This is a genomic window from Streptomyces sp. NPDC029956 (assembly GCF_055574655.1).
Genome location: NZ_JBVHZJ010000002.1, coordinates 68,240 through 86,440, shown reverse-complemented (window position 1 = coordinate 86,440; position 18,201 = coordinate 68,240). Strand labels below are relative to the sequence as shown.

Genomic DNA, 18,201 nt, shown 5'->3' with positions numbered 1-18,201 from the left:
GGAGCCACTAGGCTGGGGTCTTCCACGCACGACGCACCCCGGGGAGAGATCCGCATGGCACCCGCCATCCCTGCCGCCATGGAACGGCCGCACTTCATCGGCATCGGCGGTGCCGGAATGTCGGGCATCGCGAAGATCCTCGCCCAGCGCGGCGCCAAGGTCGCCGGCAGTGACGCCAAGGAGTCCGCGACCGCCCAGTCGCTGCGCGCCCTCGGCGCCACCGTGCACATCGGACACGCCGCCGAGCACCTCGCCGACGACGCCTCCGCCGTCGTCGTCTCCAGCGCCATCCGCGCCGACAACCCCGAGCTGGCCCGCGCCGCCGAGCTCGGCATCCCCGTCGTCCACCGCTCCGACGCGCTCGCCTCCCTCATGGACGGCCTGCGCGCGATCGCCGTCGCCGGTACGCACGGCAAGACGACGACCACCTCCATGCTGGCCGTCGCGCTCACCGAGCTCGGTCTCGACCCCTCGTACGCCATCGGCGGCGACCTCGCGGGTCCCGGCACCAACGCGCTGCACGGCGACGGAGCGGTCTTCGTCGCCGAGGCCGACGAGAGCGACCGCAGCTTCCAGAAGTACGACCCCGAGGTCGCGATCGTCCTCAACGTCGAGCTGGACCACCACGCGAACTACGCCTCCATGGACGAGATCTACGAGTCCTTCGAGGCCTTCACGGCCAAGATCCGCCCCGGCGGCACCCTGGTCGTCGGCGAGCACGCGGGCGCCCGCGAGCTGGCCCGCCGAGTCGCGGACCGCGACGGCCTGAACATCGTCACGGTCGGTGAGACCGAGGGCTCCGACGCCCACATCCTCAAGATCGTCCCGAGCGGGATGAAGAGCGAGGTGACGGTCGCCCTCGACGGTGTCGAGCACACCTTCACCGTCTCCGTGCCCGGCCGCCACTACGCCCACAACGCCGCCGCGGCCCTCGCCGCCGGCGCCCGCGTCGGCATCGACCCGGCCGAGCTCGCCCAGGCCCTCACCGCCTACACCGGCGTCGGCCGCCGCCTCCAGCTCAAGGGCGAGGCACAGGGCGTCCAGGTCATCGACTCGTACGCGCACCACCCCACCGAGATGACCGCCGACCTGGAGGCCATGCGCGGCGCCGCCGGGGCCTCCCGCCTCCTGGTCGTCTTCCAGCCGCACCTCTTCTCCCGCACCCAGGAACTGGGCAGGGAGATGGGCGACGCCCTGGCCCTCGCCGACGCGTCCGTCGTCCTCGACATCTACCCGGCCCGCGAGGACCCGATCCCGGGCATCACCAGCGAGCTGATCATCGACGCCGCACGGAAGGCGGGCGCCGACGTGACGCCCGTCCACGACAAGGCGACGGTGCCGCAGGTCGTGGCGGGAATGGCCGGACCCGGCGATCTCGTTCTCACCATGGGCGCGGGCGACGTCACGGACCTCGGCCCGCTCATCCTGGACCACCTGTCGAAGTAGCAGAGGGAGCGAGCTCATGGCGTACGACGTCGAGAAGCCGGACGAGCAGTGGCGTGCGGAACTGACCCCGGCGGAGTACCAGGTGCTGCGCCAGGCGGGCACCGAGCCCGCGTTCCGGGGTGAGTACACGGACACCACCACCAAGGGCGTGTATTCCTGCCGGGCCTGTGGCGCGGAGCTGTTCACGTCGAACGAGAAGTTCGAGTCGCACTGCGGCTGGCCGTCCTTCTTCGACCCGAAGGACAGCTCCGCCGTCGAGCTGATCTCTGACACCTCCCACGGCATGGTCCGCACCGAGGTCCGCTGCTCCCGCTGCGGCTCGCACCTGGGCCATGTCTTCGAGGGCGAGGGCTACCCCACCCCGACGGACCAGCGGTACTGCATCAACTCGATCTCGCTGCGCCTGGAGCCCGCCGAGAGCTGAGCCGCAGAGAAGACGACGGCGGCAGGGGATCCTTCCCTTGCCGCCGTCGTGTCGTTCCGGCGGGGAACCTCGGACCCACCGTCAGACATCCTCTGTGGTAGGACTGTTCCGGATTGCAAAGAATCCCCGACGGGGGTGGGGGGGCTCGGATACCTCGCCGCCGAGGCGGGCATCGCGATCTCCCTCATCCCGGTGACCGGTGGTCTGTCCGCCCTGATCGACGCGGGCGCGATGCGCGCCACGCAGGAGGTCATCAAACGGCTGATCAAGGAGTGCGTGGAGGAGGCCGTCGGGTACGTCGTCGCCGCGATGACCGAGCCTGCCGTGGCGGCCCTGGAGGGCATGGCGGCCGACCTCGTCGTCCAGCTCGGCGCCGTGGCGACCGGGCTCCAGGACGGCGGCGACCTCGACCAGACCAAGGACGCGGGCAAGGACGGCTTCGACGAGGAATGAAGTCCGGCAAGGAGGCCATGAACCTGGCCTCCGCGGGCGGCGGGGGCGGCAAGGGGCCGGGCAGCGGGTGGAAGAACCTGCACATCGAACACTCCGAGCACACCCACGCCTCCACCCAGTTGAACGGGGTGAGTGCCGGCATCCACGGGAAGACGACCGGCAAGCTCACCAAGGCGAAGAGCGCGCACGGCAGGGCCCGGGGCCGTGACTCGATCGCCGATGCGATCGACCCGGTCGCCGACAAGGCGCTTGAGGCCCTCACCAAGGCCGCCAAGAACATGGGCGACCACGTGGGCCAGACCCTTCCCAAGGTCGTCAGGCAGATCTCCGTCGACCACAAGAACACCGACGACAACCTCCGTGACCGCTTCGCCCGCCGCTCGTGTGAGATCGCCCTCGGCATGGCCGGCATCCATGCTCATACCGGATAGGAGCCTTCCTGTGCCCCACCTCAATGCCCCCGCGGACGTGGACGCATGGTTGACCGAGCACGGCTGGTACCCCGGCCGCAACGTCGCCGACCAGGTTCCCGCCATCGTGGCGGAGATCACCGAGGAGAGCCGGAACGACGGGTTCCCGATGGAGCCGTTCGCCGCCGCCACGGACTTCATCGCGGAGCACGCGGGGCTCCGCCTGACCCTCGACGCCCGGCGCGAGGAGTACCTGCACTTCACGCCGGTCATCGTCTGGGACGGTACGTCCGAGGACATCGCGGAGCTGAGTCGCCACCTGGGCGTGAGGCTCTTCCCGGTGGGCTGGGACTCCTCAGAGGGCGAGGTGATGGTCGTGGACGAGCAGGGGCGGTTCTTCTTCATGCACCACACCGGCAACTACTACATGGGCGCCGACAAGCACGAAGCCATGATCTCCCTCTTCCACAGCCCCATGAAGGACGCGGAGGACTTCTATGTCTGACCTGATCCCCGGTACGGCCGCATCGCTGCTCCTCAACGGCACGATCACCAGCCACACGAACCTCGGCCCCGGCGGGCCCTGGCTCCTCGGTGACACGGTCCACGACGGTCTCTCGGCCCTCGCTACCGGGATCGCCCCGGTACGGCTCCGCGCTCCCCGGTGGCGCTTCCCACTCCCCGGCGGCCCCGCCGATCTCGACGCGGCCGTACGGGCCGCGCTCGTCGCCGTGTTCGCCCTGCACAGCACGGGCGTGTTCAGCGCCCGAGGAGTGCACCTGCGGGCGACGACCCTGCGAGGCGTCGGCGTCGTGGCGGTCGACGAGGAATTCCCGCTGATTGGTGGATCGTTGGAGCGCAACGCCGAACCACTCACGGAGGCCATGAACGGCCGTCTCGACGCGGCCGGCGTGCGCGCGGGCGGCTGCGAGTTGGTCCTGACGGTTCCCGCCCCCGCCGGTACGGAGGGGGCGACGGCCACCGTGGAGTGCGCCGTGACGGTGGGGGGTTCTGCCGAAGGCCCCGCCCTGCTCCTGTCGGCCGGCCTGTCCGCCTCCTTCGACCCCACGGCGAAGGGCCTGGGCGCCTGTGCCCAGGCCCTCGGTGACTGGTCCGGAACCCCGACCGACGCCGCAGCCGCTCGCTGACGCCCTACCGGTCAGTGGACGGAGAAGCCGCCGTCCACGAAGAGGGACTGGCCCGTGACGTACGCGGACGAGGTGCTCGCCAGGAAGACGGCCGCGCCCGCGAAGTCCTCGGCGAGACCGTTGCGGCCGACCATCGTGCGGGCCGCCAGCGCGGCCACCTTCTCCGGGTCGGAGGAGAGCCGCTGGTTGAGCGGGGTCATCACGAAGCCCGGGACCAGGGTGTTGGCCGTGACGCCGAACGAGGACCAGGCCTCCGCCTGCGAACGCGCGAGGGACTCCAGGGCGCCCTTGGACACCCCGTACGCACCGCTCTGCACGAACGCGCGGTGCGCCTGCTGCGAGGTGATGTGGATGATCCGCCCGAAGCCGCGCTCCGCCATCCCCGGGCCGAACCGCCGGCCCAGGAGGAACGGCGCCTCCAGGTTCACCGTCATCGTCGTGTCCCAGACCTCGTCGGAGAGGTCGTTCAGCGGGGGACGGAGGTTGATGCCGGCCGAGTTGACCAGGATGTCCGGCTCGCCGAACACGGCCGCCGCCTCCTCGGCCCCCGCCTTGATCCCCTCGCGCGTACCCAGGTCGGCGCTCACCCAGGCCGCCCGGCAGCCGTCGGCCGTCAGCTCGTCGACGGTCGCGGCGAGTTCGGACTCCTTGCGGGCGAGGACGACGACACGCGCCCCGGCACGGGCCAGGGCCCCGGCGATGGCACGGCCGATGCCGGAGCTGCCACCGGTGACGAGGGCGGTGCGCCCTTCGAGGGAGAAGAGGCCGGAGAGGTATCCGCCCGGAGTGGTGCTCATGGATGTCGCTCCTCGCGTCGCACGGCACCGGCCGCTCCACGTACGGATGGAGGGCCGGTACACGCATCCTGGCACACGCGTGCTCAGACCAGACGGGCGAGGAACTCCGTCCAGGCGGCGGGGGCCAGCGCGAGCTGGGGGCCGGTGGGGTTCTTGGAGTCGCGGACGTGGACGGTGGAGGGGCAGGAGGCGACTTCGACGCAGTTGTCGCCGCTGCCGCTGCTGTAGCTGGACTTGTGCCAGGCGAGGGCGACCTCGACGCAGTCGTCGCCGCTGCCACCGCTGTAGCTGCTCTTGAACCAGGCCAGGTCTGTGGTGCTCATGCTGCTCCTCGCATCTCCCGCAACAGACTCACGGACTCCTCGAAGGAGAGAGCCTGTGCCCGCATCCTGGCATACCGCTTCTGGAGGATGCTGACCACTTTCGGGTCGGGGATGAGCTGGCCGGTCTCCTGTCCCTCGCAGTAGGCGTACCACCTGTTTTCCGCAGTCTCCAGGAGACACAACGGGCCGTTGAGCCCGGCGTGGTGCCCGCGCGACTGCGGCATGATCTGGATGTCGATGTTGCGCCGGGTGCAGATGTCGAGGATGTGGCTGGCCTGCTCCCGCATGACCTCCGGACCGCCGGTCTGACGTCGCAACACATGCTCATCGACGATGAAGCTGTAGATCGTGTGGGGTCGGTCCGTCAACAGCTGCATCCGTTCCACGCGAGCGGCAAGCAGGGCCTCGATCTCCTCGTCGCCCAGAGCCGGGATCTGCTCGTCGAACAGCGTTTTCGCGTACGCCGGTGTCTGCAGCAGTCCCGGCACCAACCGGTTCTCGTACGTGTAGAGCGTCGCCGCCTGAAGCTCCAGCTTCGCCCACTGGCGGAACCACTTCGCCAGACCCGGCTTCCGTGCCACGTGCTTCGCCGCGCCCCGGATCGCGCCGAACGCGTCGAGGACCTCTTCCGAACGCTCCACGAAGGCGACGGGCGGTAAGCGGCGTCCCTGCTCGATCGAGGCGACGGTCGGCACCGAGTACCCCACCATCGGCGCGAAGCGCTCCTGTGTGAGGCCCGCCCGCCTCCTGAAGGCCTTGACCACCTCACCGAAGGCCTTCAGGCTGTCCGACGCCTCCGGCTCGCTGCCGCCGTGAACCTCGTCCGGAACCTCATCCATCACCCCGGCCACCTCCCGCACCCGTGCGCTCGCGCTGAACGCACCCATGCTCACGGGTTGTTACCGGTACCGTCCAGAGCGTGGACCCGTACGCTGTCGGAGCGTACGGGTTTCTGACCTGGCAACCTGCCCCTTCCGGCGCCACATTGGCCCCATGACCTCCCCCCAGACCCGCGAAGCCGCCGTCACCGTACGTGTGTTCACCCAGCGCTTCAGCTCGACGCCGCGCGGCGCGCGCCTCGCCCGCCGTCTCTCGCTCCACCAGCTCGACCGCTGGAGCCTGCCGTACGGCTCCGACGTATCCGACACCGTCGGGATCCTCGTCGCCGAACTCGCCGCCAACGCCGTCACCCACGGGCGGGTTCCCGGGCGGGACTTCGAGCTGACGCTCTCGTACACCCCCGGACTGCGGCTGCGGATCGACGTCTCCGACACCAGGGGCGAACGCCGCCCGGCCGCCGCCGTCCCCGGTCTCCTCGACGAGGGCGGTCGCGGCCTGCTCCTCGTGGACGCGCTGGCGTCCCGGTGGGCGGTGCTCGACCGCGTACCGGTCGGCAAGACCGTACGGGCAGAGCTCGACCTCGGCTCCTGACGTACCTTGATCGGGAGGGAACAACCGGAGGGGGTAGACGACTTGGACGCGGAGAACAAGGCGGGCGACGGAGTCCTGAGGCCACGGGTGGCGATCGTCTTCGCGCTGGTGCTCACACTGCTGCTGGCGGCTCTGTCGGGCCTCGTGATGTATCCGGCGGCCCAGCACCTGCGTTCCCTCCAGGACGGCCGACAGGCCGACGCGACGCTGGTGGCCGCGGGCTCTGGATGCTTCCTGGGGGGATGCAAGGTCAGGTTCGAGGCCGAGGGGCGGACCGTGGTGGCGAACCTCCCGGTGGGGAGCGGCCACGGGGAGAACGTGGCCGGTGAACGTCTGACCGTCCGGTACCGGGAGGACGATCCGCAGGTGGTCGCTTCCCAGGATGACGTCGGTGGCGGTGGGCCGGCCGTGGCCACCGTCGTGTTCGGCGCCGGTGCCGTGCTCTTCGCGCTGGCGCTGGTGTGGTCGCTGGTCCACCTGAGGCGGCAACGGCGCACGGAGGCCGGCCAGACTCCCGTTCCCGAGGCCGGGGCGACGGGGAGCGGCGCCTGAGCGGGTGTCCGGTCCGTGGGGTCACCACGGACCGGACACCCCTCACTCAGTCGACCTGACCCCGGGGTGCGGGGGCGTAACCCGCCGGGCGGGTCGTGAACGTGCCCCGGCCCTGGGTGCGGCCGCGCAGGCGGGACGCGTAGCCGAAGAGCTCGGCCAGCGGCACCGTCGCCTCCACCACCGCCGTACCGGAGCGGGTCGTCTGGTCCGTGACCCGGCCGCGGCGGGCCGCGAGGTCGCCGAGGACCGAGCCGACGGACTCCGCGGGGACGGTGACCGTCACATCGGTCACCGGCTCCAGGAGGGTCATCACGCTCGCGCGGAGCGCCTCGCGCAGCGCGAAGCGGCCCGCCGTGCGGAACGCCATCTCCGAGGAGTCCTTGGAGTGCGTGGCGCCGTCCGTGAGCGTGACCCGGACACCCGTCACCGGGTGGCCGCCGAGGGGCCCCTCGACGAGCGCGTCACGGCAACCGGCCTCGACCGCGCGGACGTACTCCTGCGGGACCCGGCCGCCCGTGACGGTCGACGTGAACGCGAACTCCGCCTCCTCGGTGTCCGCGAGCGGTTCGACGTCGATGACGACATGGGCGAACTGGCCCGCGCCGCCGTCCTGTTTGACATGGCGGTGGAGCAGTCCGGTGACGCCCTTCGCCACCGTCTCCCGGTACGCGACCTGCGGGCGGCCGACCGTGACCTCCAGACCCCGGTCGCGCCGCAGCTTCTCCACCGCGACCTCCAGGTGGAGTTCGCCCAGGCCCGAAAGAACGGTCTGGCCCGTCTCCGGGTCGGACCGCACGACGATCGACGGGTCCTCCTCGGAGAGCCGCGCGAGGGCCGTCGCCAGGCGGCCGGTGTCCGTGCTCCGGCGGGCCTCGACCGCTACCGAGACCACCGGGTCGGCGGTCGTCGGCGGTTCGAGGACGATCGGCGCGTCCTGGGAGCACAGGGTCGCCCCGGCGCGGGCGCCCTTCGGGCCCACGACGGCGACGATGTCGCCGGCGCGCGCCACGTCGACCTCGGTCGCCCGGTCGGCCTGGACCCGCAGGATGCGGGAGATCCGCTCGGTGCGGCCGCTGACGGCGTCGAGCACGGTGTCCCCCTTCCCGATCGTGCCCGCGTAGACGCGGACGTAGGTCATCCGGCCGGTGGCCGTCGCGCTCACCTTGAACGCGAGTGCGGTGAACGGCGCCTCCGGGTCGGCCGGCACCTCACCGCGTACCGGAGGCATGTCCGACGGCGCCGGGAGGTACGCGACGACGGCGTCGAGCAGGGGCTCGACACCCCGGTTGCGGTACGCCGAGCCGCAGAGCACGACCACGGCCTCGCCGGTGAGGGTGAGGTCGCGGAGCGCGCCCGTGAGGGTCCCGGCCGAGAGCGCGCCCTCGGTGCAGAACTCCTCCAGGGCGCCCGGATGCAGCTCCGCCACGGTCTCCTCCAGGAGTCGCCTGCGGTGCCGGGCCTCGTCCCGGAGCTCGTCGGGGACCGGCTGATCGGTGTACGTGTCGGCGCCGTCGGCCCACACGTACGCCCGCATCGCGACCAGATCCACGACGCCGGTGAAGCCGTCCTCGCGCCCGATGGGCAGCTGGACGGGCAGCGGGACGGTGCCGAGACGGGTACGGATCGACTCCACGGCGCTGTCGAGCTCCGCGCCCGCGCGGTCCAGCTTGTTGACGAACGCGATGCGCGGAACGCCGTGCCGGTCGGCCTGCCGCCACACCGTCTCGCTCTGCGGCTCGACACCCGCGACCGCGTCGAAGACGGCGACGGCGCCGTCGAGGACGCGCAGCGAGCGTTCGACCTCGTCGGAGAAGTCGACGTGCCCCGGGGTGTCGATGAGGTTGATCCGGTGTCCGGCCCAGTCGCAGCTGACGGCCGCGGCGAAGATCGTGATGCCGCGGTCGCGTTCCTGCGGGTCGAAGTCGGTGACGGTGGTGCCGTCGTGGACCTCGCCGCGCTTGTGGGTGGCGCCGGTGAGGTACAGGAACCGCTCGGTGACGGTGGTCTTGCCGGCGTCGACGTGGGCGAGGATGCCGAGGTTGCGGACGCGGTCGACGAGGTGGGTACGCACGGTGTCGTGCCTTTCGCTGCTGCTGGATGGAGACAGGGCAGCGCGATTCCGGTACGCGGGCCGTCAGAAGGACGGCGGGAGCGTCACGGGTCGGCGATGGCGGGCGCGCAGCCGCCACCGGCCGGAGGGAGAGGCGAGGATCACGTCGTACCGGGCACGGGCGGACGACACGGCGGCGGCGTTACGGCAACGCACGGTCGTCTCCCCTCGGTCGGACGTCGGACGGCACATCGGGCGATGTGCCGCGAGACGTGAGTGTAGGGAGGGGGAGGGGAGACGCGACAGCGGTTTTTCCGGGGTCGGTGTGCCGCGGCCGGAGCGCGTGGCACAGGGTGCTGGTGGCCAACTACCGGCCAGGGTAGGTGAATTGGCTGTATCTCGTCTGCCTCGTGAGTCGGCTCGGGCGCTTAATGGTGCTCCCGCACGGTGCGGGTGGGAGTGGCGAGAACACGGGGGACGTATGGCTGTCACAGGAAGAACGGGGGGTCCGCCGTCCGGTCCGCCGCCGGGTCCGCCGTCCGGTCCGCCGTCCACGCCGCCGCCGGGTCCGCCGCCGGGTCCGCCGTCCGGTCCGCCGGAGCCACCGGACTCGCCAGAGCTGGATCTCCGTAAGGGACGCGTCCTGCGCCTCTTCGTCAGTCGCCGGATGCTGTGGGTGGGTACGGCGGCCTTCCCGCTGCACAACATCACCCGCGTCGAGGCGTACAAGCAACAGCCCGACCGGGCCGCGGCCGTCCTGCGCTTCCTCAAATGGTTCGCCGTGGCCGTGGTGGTTTTCGCCGTGATCAACCAGGGGAGCGGCAGCAATGCCGATGTCGAGGACGCCAGCCCGCTCGTCGTCGTCCTCCTGATCGTGCTGTCCGTCTACCTCCTCAGGGAGCTGTTCGAGAAGGCGAAGCCGGTGCTGGACATCGAGCTGGCCAGCGGCTCCACCGTGGCCGTGACCCTGCCGAGCGTGGACGAACTGCGGGACATCGCCGGACTGATCGCCCGCGCCATCGACAACCCGGCAGCCGAGTTCGACAGAGTCGTGCAGCAGATCACCAGCAACACGAACAACTACGGCACTGTCGTCAACATGAACGGCGGCCGGAACAACAAGGGGATCAACCTGTGAGCGGCGACACGGCGAACAACTACGGCAACGTGGTCAACGTGAACGGCGGCCAGGGCAACGTCGGCATCAACTACGGCACCGTCGGCGGCGCAGCCGACGACCGGCTCCACGCCGCCGTCGAAGAGCTCACCCACCTCCTCCAGGGCCTGCGGCCCCACCTCACCCCTGAGCAGGCCCAGACCGTCGACGAGGCGTTGCCCGAGCTCACTCCCGACCGCGCCGCCCTGCGGCAGCGCGGCCTCGTCCTGGCGTCCGTCGTGCAGATCGCCGCCGCCGTCGGCACCGTGGGCCAGCCCGTCGTGGACGCGGTCGGACAAGTGATCGCGCTCCTGGCCTAGGCGGAAGCGGAGGCCACCGGCACCGGCGGACGGGACGCCGGCGGCCCGGGCCTACGCGGCCGGGTCCGCCGGCTGGAGGAGGTCCCAGCGGTTGCCGTACAGGTCCTCGAAGACGGCGACCGAGCCGTAGGGCTCGTGCCGGGGCTCCTCCAGGAACTTCACGCCCGCCTCCGTCATCCGCGCGTGGTCGCGGGCGAAGTCCTCGGTGTGGAGGAAGAAGCCGACCCGGCCTCCCGTCTGGTTGCCGACGGAGGCCTCCTCGGAATCGTTCTTGGCGCGGGCCAGGAGCAGGCCCGCGTTCCCGAGGCCGCCGACCCCGGCCGCACTGCGCGGGCGGACGACGACCCAGCGGTTGCCCTCGCCCCGGTCGGTGTCCTCGACCAGGTCGAAGCCGAGGGAGTCGGTGTAGAAGGCGATGGCCTCGTCGTAGTCACGGACGACAAGGGTCACAAGTGCGATGGACGGCATTACCCCAACGTAATACGTGGAAGCGGCAGGAATCTACCCGCGTCAACCCGTGTCGACCCCGGCACGACCCTTGCCTGTGGGAGGGTCCGAACGAGGGTCCGGAGAGGGCCGGACGAGGGTCGGGGCGGGGGCGGGTGACCGGATTCCGCGGCCCCTGGGCGCCCCCAGGGCCGCGCCCGCGCCCGGTGCGAGAATGCCCCGCATGGACGCGCAGCAGTTCGACCGCCTCGCCGCCCGGGCGCGGGCCCTCGCCGAGCGCCCCGGGGACGGCCGCCCGCCCCGCCGCGTCCTCGGGCTCGCCGGCGCCCCCGGCGCCGGGAAGTCGACGCTCGCCGCCCGGCTCGTCGCCCGCCTCGACGGGCTCGCCGTCCTCGTCCCCATGGACGGCTTCCACCTCGCCCAGGCCGAGCTGGAACGCCTCGGCCGGGCCGACAGGAAGGGCGCGCCCGACACCTTCGACGCCGCCGGGTACCTCGCGCTCCTCGCCCGGCTGCGCGCCCCCGCGCCCGGCACCACGGTCTACGCCCCCGCCTTCGACCGTGCCCTGGAGGAGCCGATCGCCGGGGCGATACCCGTCGGCCCCGAGATCCCGCTGGTCGTCACCGAGGGCAACTACCTGCTGCACGACGAGGGTGCCTGGGCCGGTGTCCTGCCGCTCCTCGACGAGGCCTGGTACCTCGACCTGGACGCCCGGCGCCGCGTCCCCCGGCTCGTCGACCGCCACGTCCGCTTCGGCAAGGACCGTGCCCGCGCCGAACGCTGGGTCCGTGACTCGGACGAGGCGAACGCCCGCCTGGTCGCCCGCGGCCGCGACCGCGCCCACCTCGTGGTGCCGATGGCCTGACGCCGGCCCAGGGGCCGTCCTGCCGGTCAGCCCGCCGTGTGCCGCGCCGCCGCCCTCGCGAGCGCCCGGATCAGCGGGTGCGGGCGGGTGCCGTCTCCGGCCAGTTCCGGCTGGAAGAGGGTCGCGAGGAAGAAGGGGTGCGAGGGGAGTTCGGCGATGCGGATGCCGCCCTCCTCGTCCGCGCCCGTGAACCGCATGCCGTGTGCCCGCAGGGTGTCCAGGCGACGGCTGTCGGGGCCGTAGTCGCAGTGGTACCGCTCGGTGGTCCGCTCCGCGCCCAGCGCCCGCTCCGCGAGCGAGCCGGGGGTGACCCGCACGACTCCCTCGTGGCCCACCAGCGAACAGGCCAGCGGGGCGATGAGCAGATCCCCCTCGTCCGCCGACGGGTCGTTCTCCGCGTGCGCCGCGCCCGTCAGGCCGCACACGTCCCGCGCGTACTCCAGGAGCGCGTGCTGGAAGCCGCCGCAGGTGCCGAGGAACGGGATGCCGTCCTCGCGGGCCGTGCGGATCGCCGCCAGCGCCCCCGCCTCGCTCGCGTACGGGCTCCCCGGGAGCACCCACACCGCGTCGAAGCCCCGCACCGCGCCGGGTGTCTCCGCGTCCCCGGTCGGAATCCAGTAGGCGTCGAGGGCGAGGCCGTCGCGCTCGGCGAGGGCGTCCAGGAGGACGGGGATCCGGACGTGGGAGCGGACGTGCGGGGAGCGGTCGCCGACCAGAGCGATCCGAGGGGTGTGCGGGAGGGTGTTCACGCTGTTCATGGGGACCATCCTTGGCGCCGCCGCCCGTTCACGTCCAACGATGATCACTGCACTCTCCATCAGCAATGCTTATGCCGGCCTGGATAAGGTGGCCGTATGACCACCGACATGACCCCCGATCAGGAACCGCTCGGCTGGGAGGGTCGCGTCGCCGCCCTCTGGGAGCGGCTCGACACCTACGAGCCCGCCGACTTCCGGGCCCGTGTCACCGCCCTCGCCGCCGAACGCCCCGAGGACGACGCTGCCGCCCTCTTCGAACGGGGTGCCGCCCACGACTCCACCGGTGAGCCGGAGGAGGCCGTGCGCCTCTACCGGCGGGCCCTCGAACAGGGCCTCACCGGACTGCGCCGCCGACGGGCCGTCATCCAGCTCGCCAGCAGCCTGCGCAACCTCGGCCGCCCCGACCGCAGCGTCGAACTCCTCACCGCCGAGCGCGCCGTCCCCGCCGCCGAGCTCGACGCCGACGAGACCGCGCTCTCCGGCGCCGTCGACGCCTTCCTCGCCCTCGCCCTCGCCGACACCGGCCGCGACCGCGAGGCCGCGGCCCTCGCCCTCGGCGCCCTCGCGCCCCTGCTGCCCCGCTACAACCGCTCCCTCACCCACTACGCGCAGGCCCTCCTCACCGCCCCCGACGGATCCTGACGGGCCCCGGGCGCGCACCCCATGGACCCGCACCTCCTCCGTACGTACGTCACCGTCGCCCGGCTCGCCTCCTTCTCCGAGGCCGCCCGCGAGCTGGGCTACACCCAGTCCGCCGTCTCCCAGCACATCGCCGCCCTGGAGGCCGACCTCGGGCTGCCGCTGCTCACCCGCCGGCCGGTCGCCCCGACCCCGGCCGGGGAGCGACTCCTCGAACACGCCGGGGCGCTGCTGCTCCGGCTCGACGCGGCCCGCGCCGACCTCGACCGGTTCGCCGCCGCGCCCCGCGCCACCCTGAGCGTCGCCGCCTCCCCGCTCGCCCTGCACGCCCGTACCCTCGCCGCGCTGCCCGCCATCGGCGTCACCCTGCGGGCCCTGCCCCGCGAGGCGGTGCCCGCCGCCGTCGCCACCGGCGAGGCCGACGCCGGGCTCGTCGACGGCATCGCCGCCCCCAGCGACCCGCTGCGGCTCCCCGACGTCGCCCCGCTCGCCGCGACCGGCGTCGCCGAGGAGCCGCTCGCCGTCGTCCTGCCCACGAACCACCCGCTCGCCGGGCGCTCGGGGCTCCGCCTCGACGACCTCGTGGACGCCCGCTGGCTCGACGCGCCCGCCGCGGGCCTCCCCCTCGACCGGCTGCGGGGCGTCCACGGCGGGCCGGCCGGGCGGGGCTTCCGCACCGCCCTGCGCTACGAGGGCACCGACACCCGTACCCTCGCCGCGCTGGCCGCCGCCGGCCACGGCCTCGCCCTGCTGCCCGCGCCGGTCGCCGCGGACGTCTCCGGCGCCACCGCCGTCCCCCTGGTCGCCCCCCGCCTCGTCCACCGCACCGAACTCCTCCTCCCGGCCGGTTCGCGGGCCGAACCCGGTGGGCCGGTGGCCGAGTTCACCCGACGGCTCAAGAGCTGACACCGGCAGTCGCTACCCTGTGCGCAACGGCGACGGAAGGCGGGCGGGCGTGGGGTGGCTGCGACGAGGACCCAGGCGGGACGGCGACGACGCACCGAGGGACCCCGAGTTCGCGTACTTCTCACAGCGTGAGGCCGCGCTCTTCCGCGGCCGCGTCCGGGAGACCTTCGCCGAGCTCGGCCTGGAGGTCAGCGTCTACGCCGACCACGTCGTCGACGACAAGGGCCGCCGCTTCGGCCTCGGCAACCTCGCCGCCGTCTGCCACCAGGACCGGCGGGGCCCCCGCGTCTGGCCCGGCATGATCAACCGCCACATCGGCCTCGTCGTCCGCGCCATGGACGGCCCGTCCGCGCTCGACACCCTGCCGCCCGAGCAGATCCGCTCCCAGTTGTACCCGCGGGTCGTCAGCGGCGACGGCATCGACGCGGCCGCCTTCGGGTACGCGCGGACCGTCGGCCCCGGCCTCTACGAGATCCTCGCCCTCGACCTGCCCGAGAGCGTCATGATGCTCACCGACGAAGCGCTCGCACGCCTCGGCGACCACGCCCAGCTGCGCGACCGGGCCCTGCGCAATCTGCGCGGGCTGCCCGTCGAGGAGCACGAGACCGTCCGTGACGCCGACGGCATGTGCTTCGAGATCATCCTCGGCGACTCCTTCTACACGGCGAGCCGCGTCCTCGACCTGGACGGCGTCGTCCGCCGGGTCACCGGCCTGCCGATAGGCGAGCACGGCGCCCTGGTCGCGATGCCGTTCCGGCACCAGCTCGCCTTCCACCCCATCCGCGACACCTCGATCATCCCGGCCCTCGGCGCGATGGCCTCGTTCGCCGCCTCCGGGTACGAGGACACGCCGGGCGCCATCAGCCCGTACGTCTTCTGGTGGCGCGGCGGCACGCTCACCCAGCTCAGCGAGCACGACGAGGAACGGGGGGACCTGCGGATCGTCGTCGGCGACGACTTCCAGGAACTCCTGGAGCGGCTCATCGCCCAGGGCCCGGACCTCCGCTGAGCGGTCGCGGCCCGGGGCGCCGCCCGGCAGGATGCTGTACGTCCAGGATGCAGCGGAGCCGAGAAGGAGACCCCATGTCGAGCACCCCCGCCCCCGAAGCGGCCGAGGAGCACGGCGAGACCCCCGTCCCGTTCACCGCGGACGACTACCGGGCCCGGATGGCCCGCGCCGCCGAGTCCGCCGCCGACGCCGGACTCGCGGGCGTGATCGTCGCCCCGGGCCCCGACCTCGTCTACCTCACCGGCTACCAGCCCACAGCGATCACCGAGCGGCTCACCGCCCTCGTCATCGCCCCCGGACAGGAACCCGTCCTCGTCGTCCCCACCCTGGAGGCCCCCGACGCGGAGAAGGCCACCGGGGCCGCCGCGCTGACCCTGCGGGACTGGACCGACGGCAAGGACCCGTACGCCGTCACCGCGCCCCTCCTCGCCGTCGACGGCAGGTTCGGCGTCAGCGACAACGCCTGGGCCATGCACCTCCTCGGCCTCCAGAAGGCCCTCCCGGGCACCTCGTACGTCTCCCTCACCGAGGCACTGCCGATGCTCCGCGGCGTCAAGGACGCCCACGAGCTGGCCCGGATCGCCGCCGCCGGAGCAGCCGCCGACCGGGCGTACGGCGAGATCCTCCAGGTCCGGTTCGCCGGCCGCCGGGAGACCGACGTCGCCGCCGACCTGGCCGCGCTGCTGCTGCGCTTCGGACACTCGCAGGTCGACTTCACCGTCGTCGGCTCGGGCCCCAACGGCGCCAACCCGCACCACGAGGCCGGCGACCGGGTCATCGAGCGCGGCGACATGGTCGTCCTCGACTTCGGCGGCCTCAAGCACGGGTACGGCTCCGACACCACCCGTACCGTCCACGTCGGGGAACCCACCGACGAGGAGCGGCGCGTCCACGACCTCGTACGGGAGGCGCAGCAGGCCGGCTTCGAGGCCGTACGGCCCGGGGTGGCCTGCCAGGACGTCGACCGGGCGGCCCGCAAGGTCATCGAGGACGCCGGGTACGGCGAGTACTTCATCCATCGGACCGGCCACGGCATCGGTGTCACCACCCACGAACCGCCGTACATGATCGAGGGCGAGGAGCTCCCGATCGTGCCGGGCATGTGCTTCTCCATCGAGCCGGGCGTCTATCTGCCCGGCCGCTTCGGCGTCCGGATCGAGGACATCGTGACGGCGACCGAGGACGGCGCGGGGCGCCGCTTCAACAACACCCCGCACGAGATGGCGATCGTCGAGTAGGCGCGTACGGCGGCGGGCTCGGTCGTCACCCGGGCCCGTGCCGGCTCGGTCGTCGCCCGCGCCCGGTCGGCTCAGCCGTCCGTCAGGACGACCGCCGACTCGCCGGGGAGCCGCAGGACCCCGTCCCCCGCCGGGGTCTCCACCGGCTCCCACGCCGCCAGGACCCGGTCGCGGCCGTTGGAGCCGAGCGGGATCACCGCCGGGTCCTTGCCCAGGTTGACGGCCACCCGCAGCACCCCTCGCCGGAAGACCAGCCAGCGGGCCTCCTCGTCGAAGGCCGCCTTCACACCCGCCAGGTCCGGGTCCGTCAGGTCGGGCAGGGTGCGGCGCAGCGCGATGAGCCGGCGGTACCAGGTGAGCAGCCGCTTGTGCGGGTCCCGCTCGCGCTCGGCCCGGTCGAGGACCGAACGGTCGCGGGTGGCGGGCTCCTGCGGGTCGGGGACCTCGTTCTCGTCCCAGCCGTGCTCCGCGAACTCCCGTCGCCTGCCCCGCCGTACGGCCTCCGCGAGCTCCGGGTCGGTGTGGTCGGTGAAGTACTGCCAGGGCGTCTTCGCCCCCCACTCCTCGCCCATGAAGAGCATCGGCACCGAGGGGCCGGTGAGGACGAGGGTCGCCGCGCAGGCGAGGAGCCCGGGGGAGAGGGAGGCCGAAAGACGGTCGCCCAGGGCCCGGTTGCCGATCTGGTCGTGGGTCTGCGCGTACCCGAGGAAGCGGTGGGCGGGGGTGCGCTCCCGGTCCACCGGACGCCCGTGCCGGCGGCCCCGGAACGCCGAGTACGTGCCGTCGTGGAAGAAGACATGGGTGAGCGTCTTCGCGAGCGCGGCCATCGGGGCGCGGGCGAAGTCCGCGTAGTAGCCCTGGGACTCACCGGTCAGAGCGGTGTGCAGCGAGTGATGGAAGTCGTCGTTCCACTGGGCGTGGATCCCGAGTCCGCCGAGCGCGCGCGGGGTGGTCGTGCGCGGGTCGGCGAGATCCGACTCGGCGATCAGGAAGTGCGGGCGGCCCTGCTCCTTCGCCAGCTCGTCGACGGCCGCCGACAGCTCCTCGAGGAAGGTCAGGGCCCGGGTGTCGGCGAGCGCGTGCACGGCGTCGAGCCGCAGCCCGTCGATCCGGTAGTCCCGCAGCCAGGCGAGCGCGCTGCCCCGGAAGTACGCCCGGACCTCGTCCGAGCCGGGCGCGTCCAGGTTCACCGCGGCGCCCCACGGAGTGTGGTGGGTCTCCGTGAAGTACGGTCCGAACAGCGGGAGATGGTTGCCGTCGGGCCCCAGGTGGTTGTGCACCACGTCCAGGACCACGCCCATGCCGAGACCGTGCGCCGCGTCCACGAACCGCTTCAGCGCCCCGGGGCCGCCGTACGGCTCGTGCACCGCCCACGGCGCCACCCCGTCGTACCCCCAGCCCCGCACCCCGGGGAACGGACACAGCGGCATCAGCTCCACATGGGTGACGCCGAGGCCCGCGAGCTCTCCGAGGCGCGCGGCCGCCTCGTCCAGGGTCCCCTCCGGGGTGAAGGTGCCGAGGTGCAGCTCGTAAAGGACGCTGCTGCGGAGCCGCAGCCTCGGGGACTCGTTCCGCCAGACGTACGCGGAATGGTCGACGACCGCGCTCGGTCCGTCGGGCCCGTCGGGCTGCCGGCGGGAGCGCGGGTCGGGCAGCAGGGGACCCCCGTCGAGCGAGAAGCCGTACCGGTCGCCGTCCTCGGCGGGTACGACACCCGTCCACCAGCCCTCCCGCTCGGCGTCCCGCTCCAGGGGATGCGCGGAACCGTTCAGCTCCAGCGCCACCCGGTCACGGGCGTTCGGCGCCCACACCTCGAAGAGCACGGAAAT

Annotated in this window: 23 protein-coding genes; 15 read left to right on the top strand and 8 right to left on the bottom strand. The window is 72.6% G+C overall.

Annotated elements, in window-relative coordinates:
• The first annotated feature begins 54 nt into the window (after positions 1-54).
• The 6 genes from murC (at position 55) to ACZ4XX_RS01610 (ending at position 3,881) form a co-directional block, all read left to right on the top strand.
• Entirely contained in the window at positions 55-1,446 is a 1,392-nt protein-coding gene (murC, locus tag ACZ4XX_RS01635; RefSeq protein WP_468506002.1) for a UDP-N-acetylmuramate--L-alanine ligase, read from the top strand.
• 16 nt (positions 1,447-1,462) lie between these two features.
• Positions 1,463-1,870, top strand: a complete 408-nt coding sequence (msrB, locus tag ACZ4XX_RS01630; RefSeq protein WP_386475404.1) for a peptide-methionine (R)-S-oxide reductase MsrB — start codon at positions 1,463-1,465, stop codon at positions 1,868-1,870.
• A gap of 135 nt (positions 1,871-2,005) precedes the next feature.
• Entirely contained in the window at positions 2,006-2,323 is a 318-nt protein-coding gene (locus tag ACZ4XX_RS01625) for a hypothetical protein (RefSeq protein WP_468506001.1), read from the top strand.
• Positions 2,320-2,754, top strand: a complete 435-nt coding sequence (locus tag ACZ4XX_RS01620; RefSeq protein ID WP_468506000.1) for a hypothetical protein — start codon at positions 2,320-2,322, stop codon at positions 2,752-2,754. Before ACZ4XX_RS01625 ends, ACZ4XX_RS01620 begins: the two co-directional genes overlap by 4 nt.
• 10 nt (positions 2,755-2,764) lie before the next feature.
• The gene (locus ACZ4XX_RS01615) at positions 2,765-3,238 is read left to right on the top strand and encodes an SUKH-3 domain-containing protein (protein WP_468505999.1); all 474 of its coding nucleotides are present in this window, start codon (positions 2,765-2,767) and stop codon (positions 3,236-3,238) included.
• On the top strand, positions 3,231-3,881 hold the full coding sequence (locus tag ACZ4XX_RS01610; RefSeq protein WP_468505998.1) for a hypothetical protein: 651 nt from the start codon (positions 3,231-3,233) through the stop codon (positions 3,879-3,881). Before ACZ4XX_RS01615 ends, ACZ4XX_RS01610 begins: the two co-directional genes overlap by 8 nt.
• A gap of 11 nt (positions 3,882-3,892) precedes the next feature.
• On the opposite strand, the gene ACZ4XX_RS01605 is transcribed toward ACZ4XX_RS01610, so the two are convergent.
• The 3 genes from ACZ4XX_RS01605 to ACZ4XX_RS01595 form a co-directional block, all read right to left on the bottom strand.
• A complete protein-coding gene (locus ACZ4XX_RS01605) occupies positions 3,893-4,678 on the bottom strand; it encodes an SDR family NAD(P)-dependent oxidoreductase (RefSeq protein WP_468505997.1) in 786 nt (261 codons plus the stop codon).
• A gap of 83 nt (positions 4,679-4,761) precedes the next feature.
• A complete protein-coding gene (locus ACZ4XX_RS01600) occupies positions 4,762-5,001 on the bottom strand; it encodes a DUF397 domain-containing protein (RefSeq protein WP_468505996.1) in 240 nt (79 codons plus the stop codon).
• Positions 4,998-5,840: a helix-turn-helix domain-containing protein gene (locus ACZ4XX_RS01595; RefSeq protein ID WP_468506146.1), complete on the bottom strand. Its 843-nt coding sequence runs from the start codon at positions 5,838-5,840 to the stop codon at positions 4,998-5,000. The genes ACZ4XX_RS01600 and ACZ4XX_RS01595 overlap by 4 nt, the downstream gene beginning before the upstream one ends.
• Before the next feature lie 154 nt (positions 5,841-5,994).
• On the opposite strand from ACZ4XX_RS01595, the gene ACZ4XX_RS01590 reads away from it, so the two are divergent.
• On the top strand, positions 5,995-6,432 hold the full coding sequence (locus ACZ4XX_RS01590; protein ID WP_468505995.1) for an ATP-binding protein: 438 nt from the start codon (positions 5,995-5,997) through the stop codon (positions 6,430-6,432).
• Between the two features lie 42 nt (positions 6,433-6,474).
• Entirely contained in the window at positions 6,475-6,984 is a 510-nt protein-coding gene (locus ACZ4XX_RS01585; RefSeq protein ID WP_468505994.1) for a hypothetical protein, read from the top strand.
• 46 nt (positions 6,985-7,030) lie between these two features.
• On the opposite strand, the gene fusA is transcribed toward ACZ4XX_RS01585, so the two are convergent.
• Both fusA and ACZ4XX_RS01575 read right to left on the bottom strand, forming a co-directional pair.
• Positions 7,031-9,055: an elongation factor G gene (fusA, locus tag ACZ4XX_RS01580; RefSeq protein ID WP_468505993.1), complete on the bottom strand. Its 2,025-nt coding sequence runs from the start codon at positions 9,053-9,055 to the stop codon at positions 7,031-7,033.
• Between the two features lie 63 nt (positions 9,056-9,118).
• Positions 9,119-9,250: a hypothetical protein gene (locus ACZ4XX_RS01575; protein ID WP_395364709.1), complete on the bottom strand. Its 132-nt coding sequence runs from the start codon at positions 9,248-9,250 to the stop codon at positions 9,119-9,121.
• A gap of 451 nt (positions 9,251-9,701) precedes the next feature.
• Between ACZ4XX_RS01575 and ACZ4XX_RS01570 the strand changes: the two genes are divergently transcribed.
• Positions 9,702-10,172, top strand: a complete 471-nt coding sequence (locus ACZ4XX_RS01570; protein ID WP_468505992.1) for a DUF6232 family protein — start codon at positions 9,702-9,704, stop codon at positions 10,170-10,172.
• A complete protein-coding gene (locus ACZ4XX_RS01565) occupies positions 10,169-10,510 on the top strand; it encodes a hypothetical protein (RefSeq protein WP_468505991.1) in 342 nt (113 codons plus the stop codon). The genes ACZ4XX_RS01570 and ACZ4XX_RS01565 overlap by 4 nt, the downstream gene beginning before the upstream one ends.
• A gap of 51 nt (positions 10,511-10,561) precedes the next feature.
• On the opposite strand, the gene ACZ4XX_RS01560 is transcribed toward ACZ4XX_RS01565, so the two are convergent.
• Positions 10,562-10,978 (bottom strand): VOC family protein, encoded by a 417-nt coding sequence (locus ACZ4XX_RS01560; RefSeq protein ID WP_468505990.1) that lies wholly within the window; start codon positions 10,976-10,978, stop codon positions 10,562-10,564.
• A 193-nt stretch (positions 10,979-11,171) separates the two neighbouring features.
• Here ACZ4XX_RS01560 and ACZ4XX_RS01555 point away from each other — a divergent pair, with 193 nt between their 5' ends.
• Positions 11,172-11,822, top strand: coding sequence for a nucleoside/nucleotide kinase family protein (locus ACZ4XX_RS01555; protein WP_468505989.1), 651 nt, complete (start codon positions 11,172-11,174; stop codon positions 11,820-11,822).
• A gap of 26 nt (positions 11,823-11,848) precedes the next feature.
• Here ACZ4XX_RS01555 and ACZ4XX_RS01550 read toward each other — a convergent pair whose 3' ends face one another.
• Positions 11,849-12,580 (bottom strand): CTP synthase C-terminal region-related (seleno)protein, encoded by a 732-nt coding sequence (locus tag ACZ4XX_RS01550; RefSeq protein WP_468505988.1) that lies wholly within the window; start codon positions 12,578-12,580, stop codon positions 11,849-11,851.
• 96 nt (positions 12,581-12,676) lie between these two features.
• On the opposite strand from ACZ4XX_RS01550, the gene ACZ4XX_RS01545 reads away from it, so the two are divergent.
• The 4 genes from ACZ4XX_RS01545 to ACZ4XX_RS01530 all read left to right on the top strand — a co-directional run bounded on the left by ACZ4XX_RS01545 (position 12,677) and on the right by ACZ4XX_RS01530 (position 16,372).
• The gene (locus ACZ4XX_RS01545) at positions 12,677-13,222 is read left to right on the top strand and encodes a tetratricopeptide repeat protein (RefSeq protein WP_468505987.1); all 546 of its coding nucleotides are present in this window, start codon (positions 12,677-12,679) and stop codon (positions 13,220-13,222) included.
• 21 nt (positions 13,223-13,243) lie between these two features.
• Complete coding sequence (locus ACZ4XX_RS01540) at positions 13,244-14,125, top strand: LysR family transcriptional regulator (protein ID WP_468505986.1); 882 nt, start codon at positions 13,244-13,246, stop codon at positions 14,123-14,125.
• 49 nt (positions 14,126-14,174) lie between these two features.
• A complete protein-coding gene (locus ACZ4XX_RS01535; protein ID WP_468505985.1) occupies positions 14,175-15,134 on the top strand; it encodes a DUF1444 domain-containing protein in 960 nt (319 codons plus the stop codon).
• 74 nt (positions 15,135-15,208) lie between these two features.
• Complete coding sequence (locus tag ACZ4XX_RS01530) at positions 15,209-16,372, top strand: aminopeptidase P family protein (RefSeq protein WP_468505984.1); 1,164 nt, start codon at positions 15,209-15,211, stop codon at positions 16,370-16,372.
• 71 nt (positions 16,373-16,443) lie between these two features.
• Here ACZ4XX_RS01530 and treZ read toward each other — a convergent pair whose 3' ends face one another.
• Positions 16,444-18,195, bottom strand: a complete 1,752-nt coding sequence (gene treZ, locus ACZ4XX_RS01525) for a malto-oligosyltrehalose trehalohydrolase (protein WP_468505983.1) — start codon at positions 18,193-18,195, stop codon at positions 16,444-16,446.
• Between the last annotated feature and the right edge of the window lie 6 nt (positions 18,196-18,201).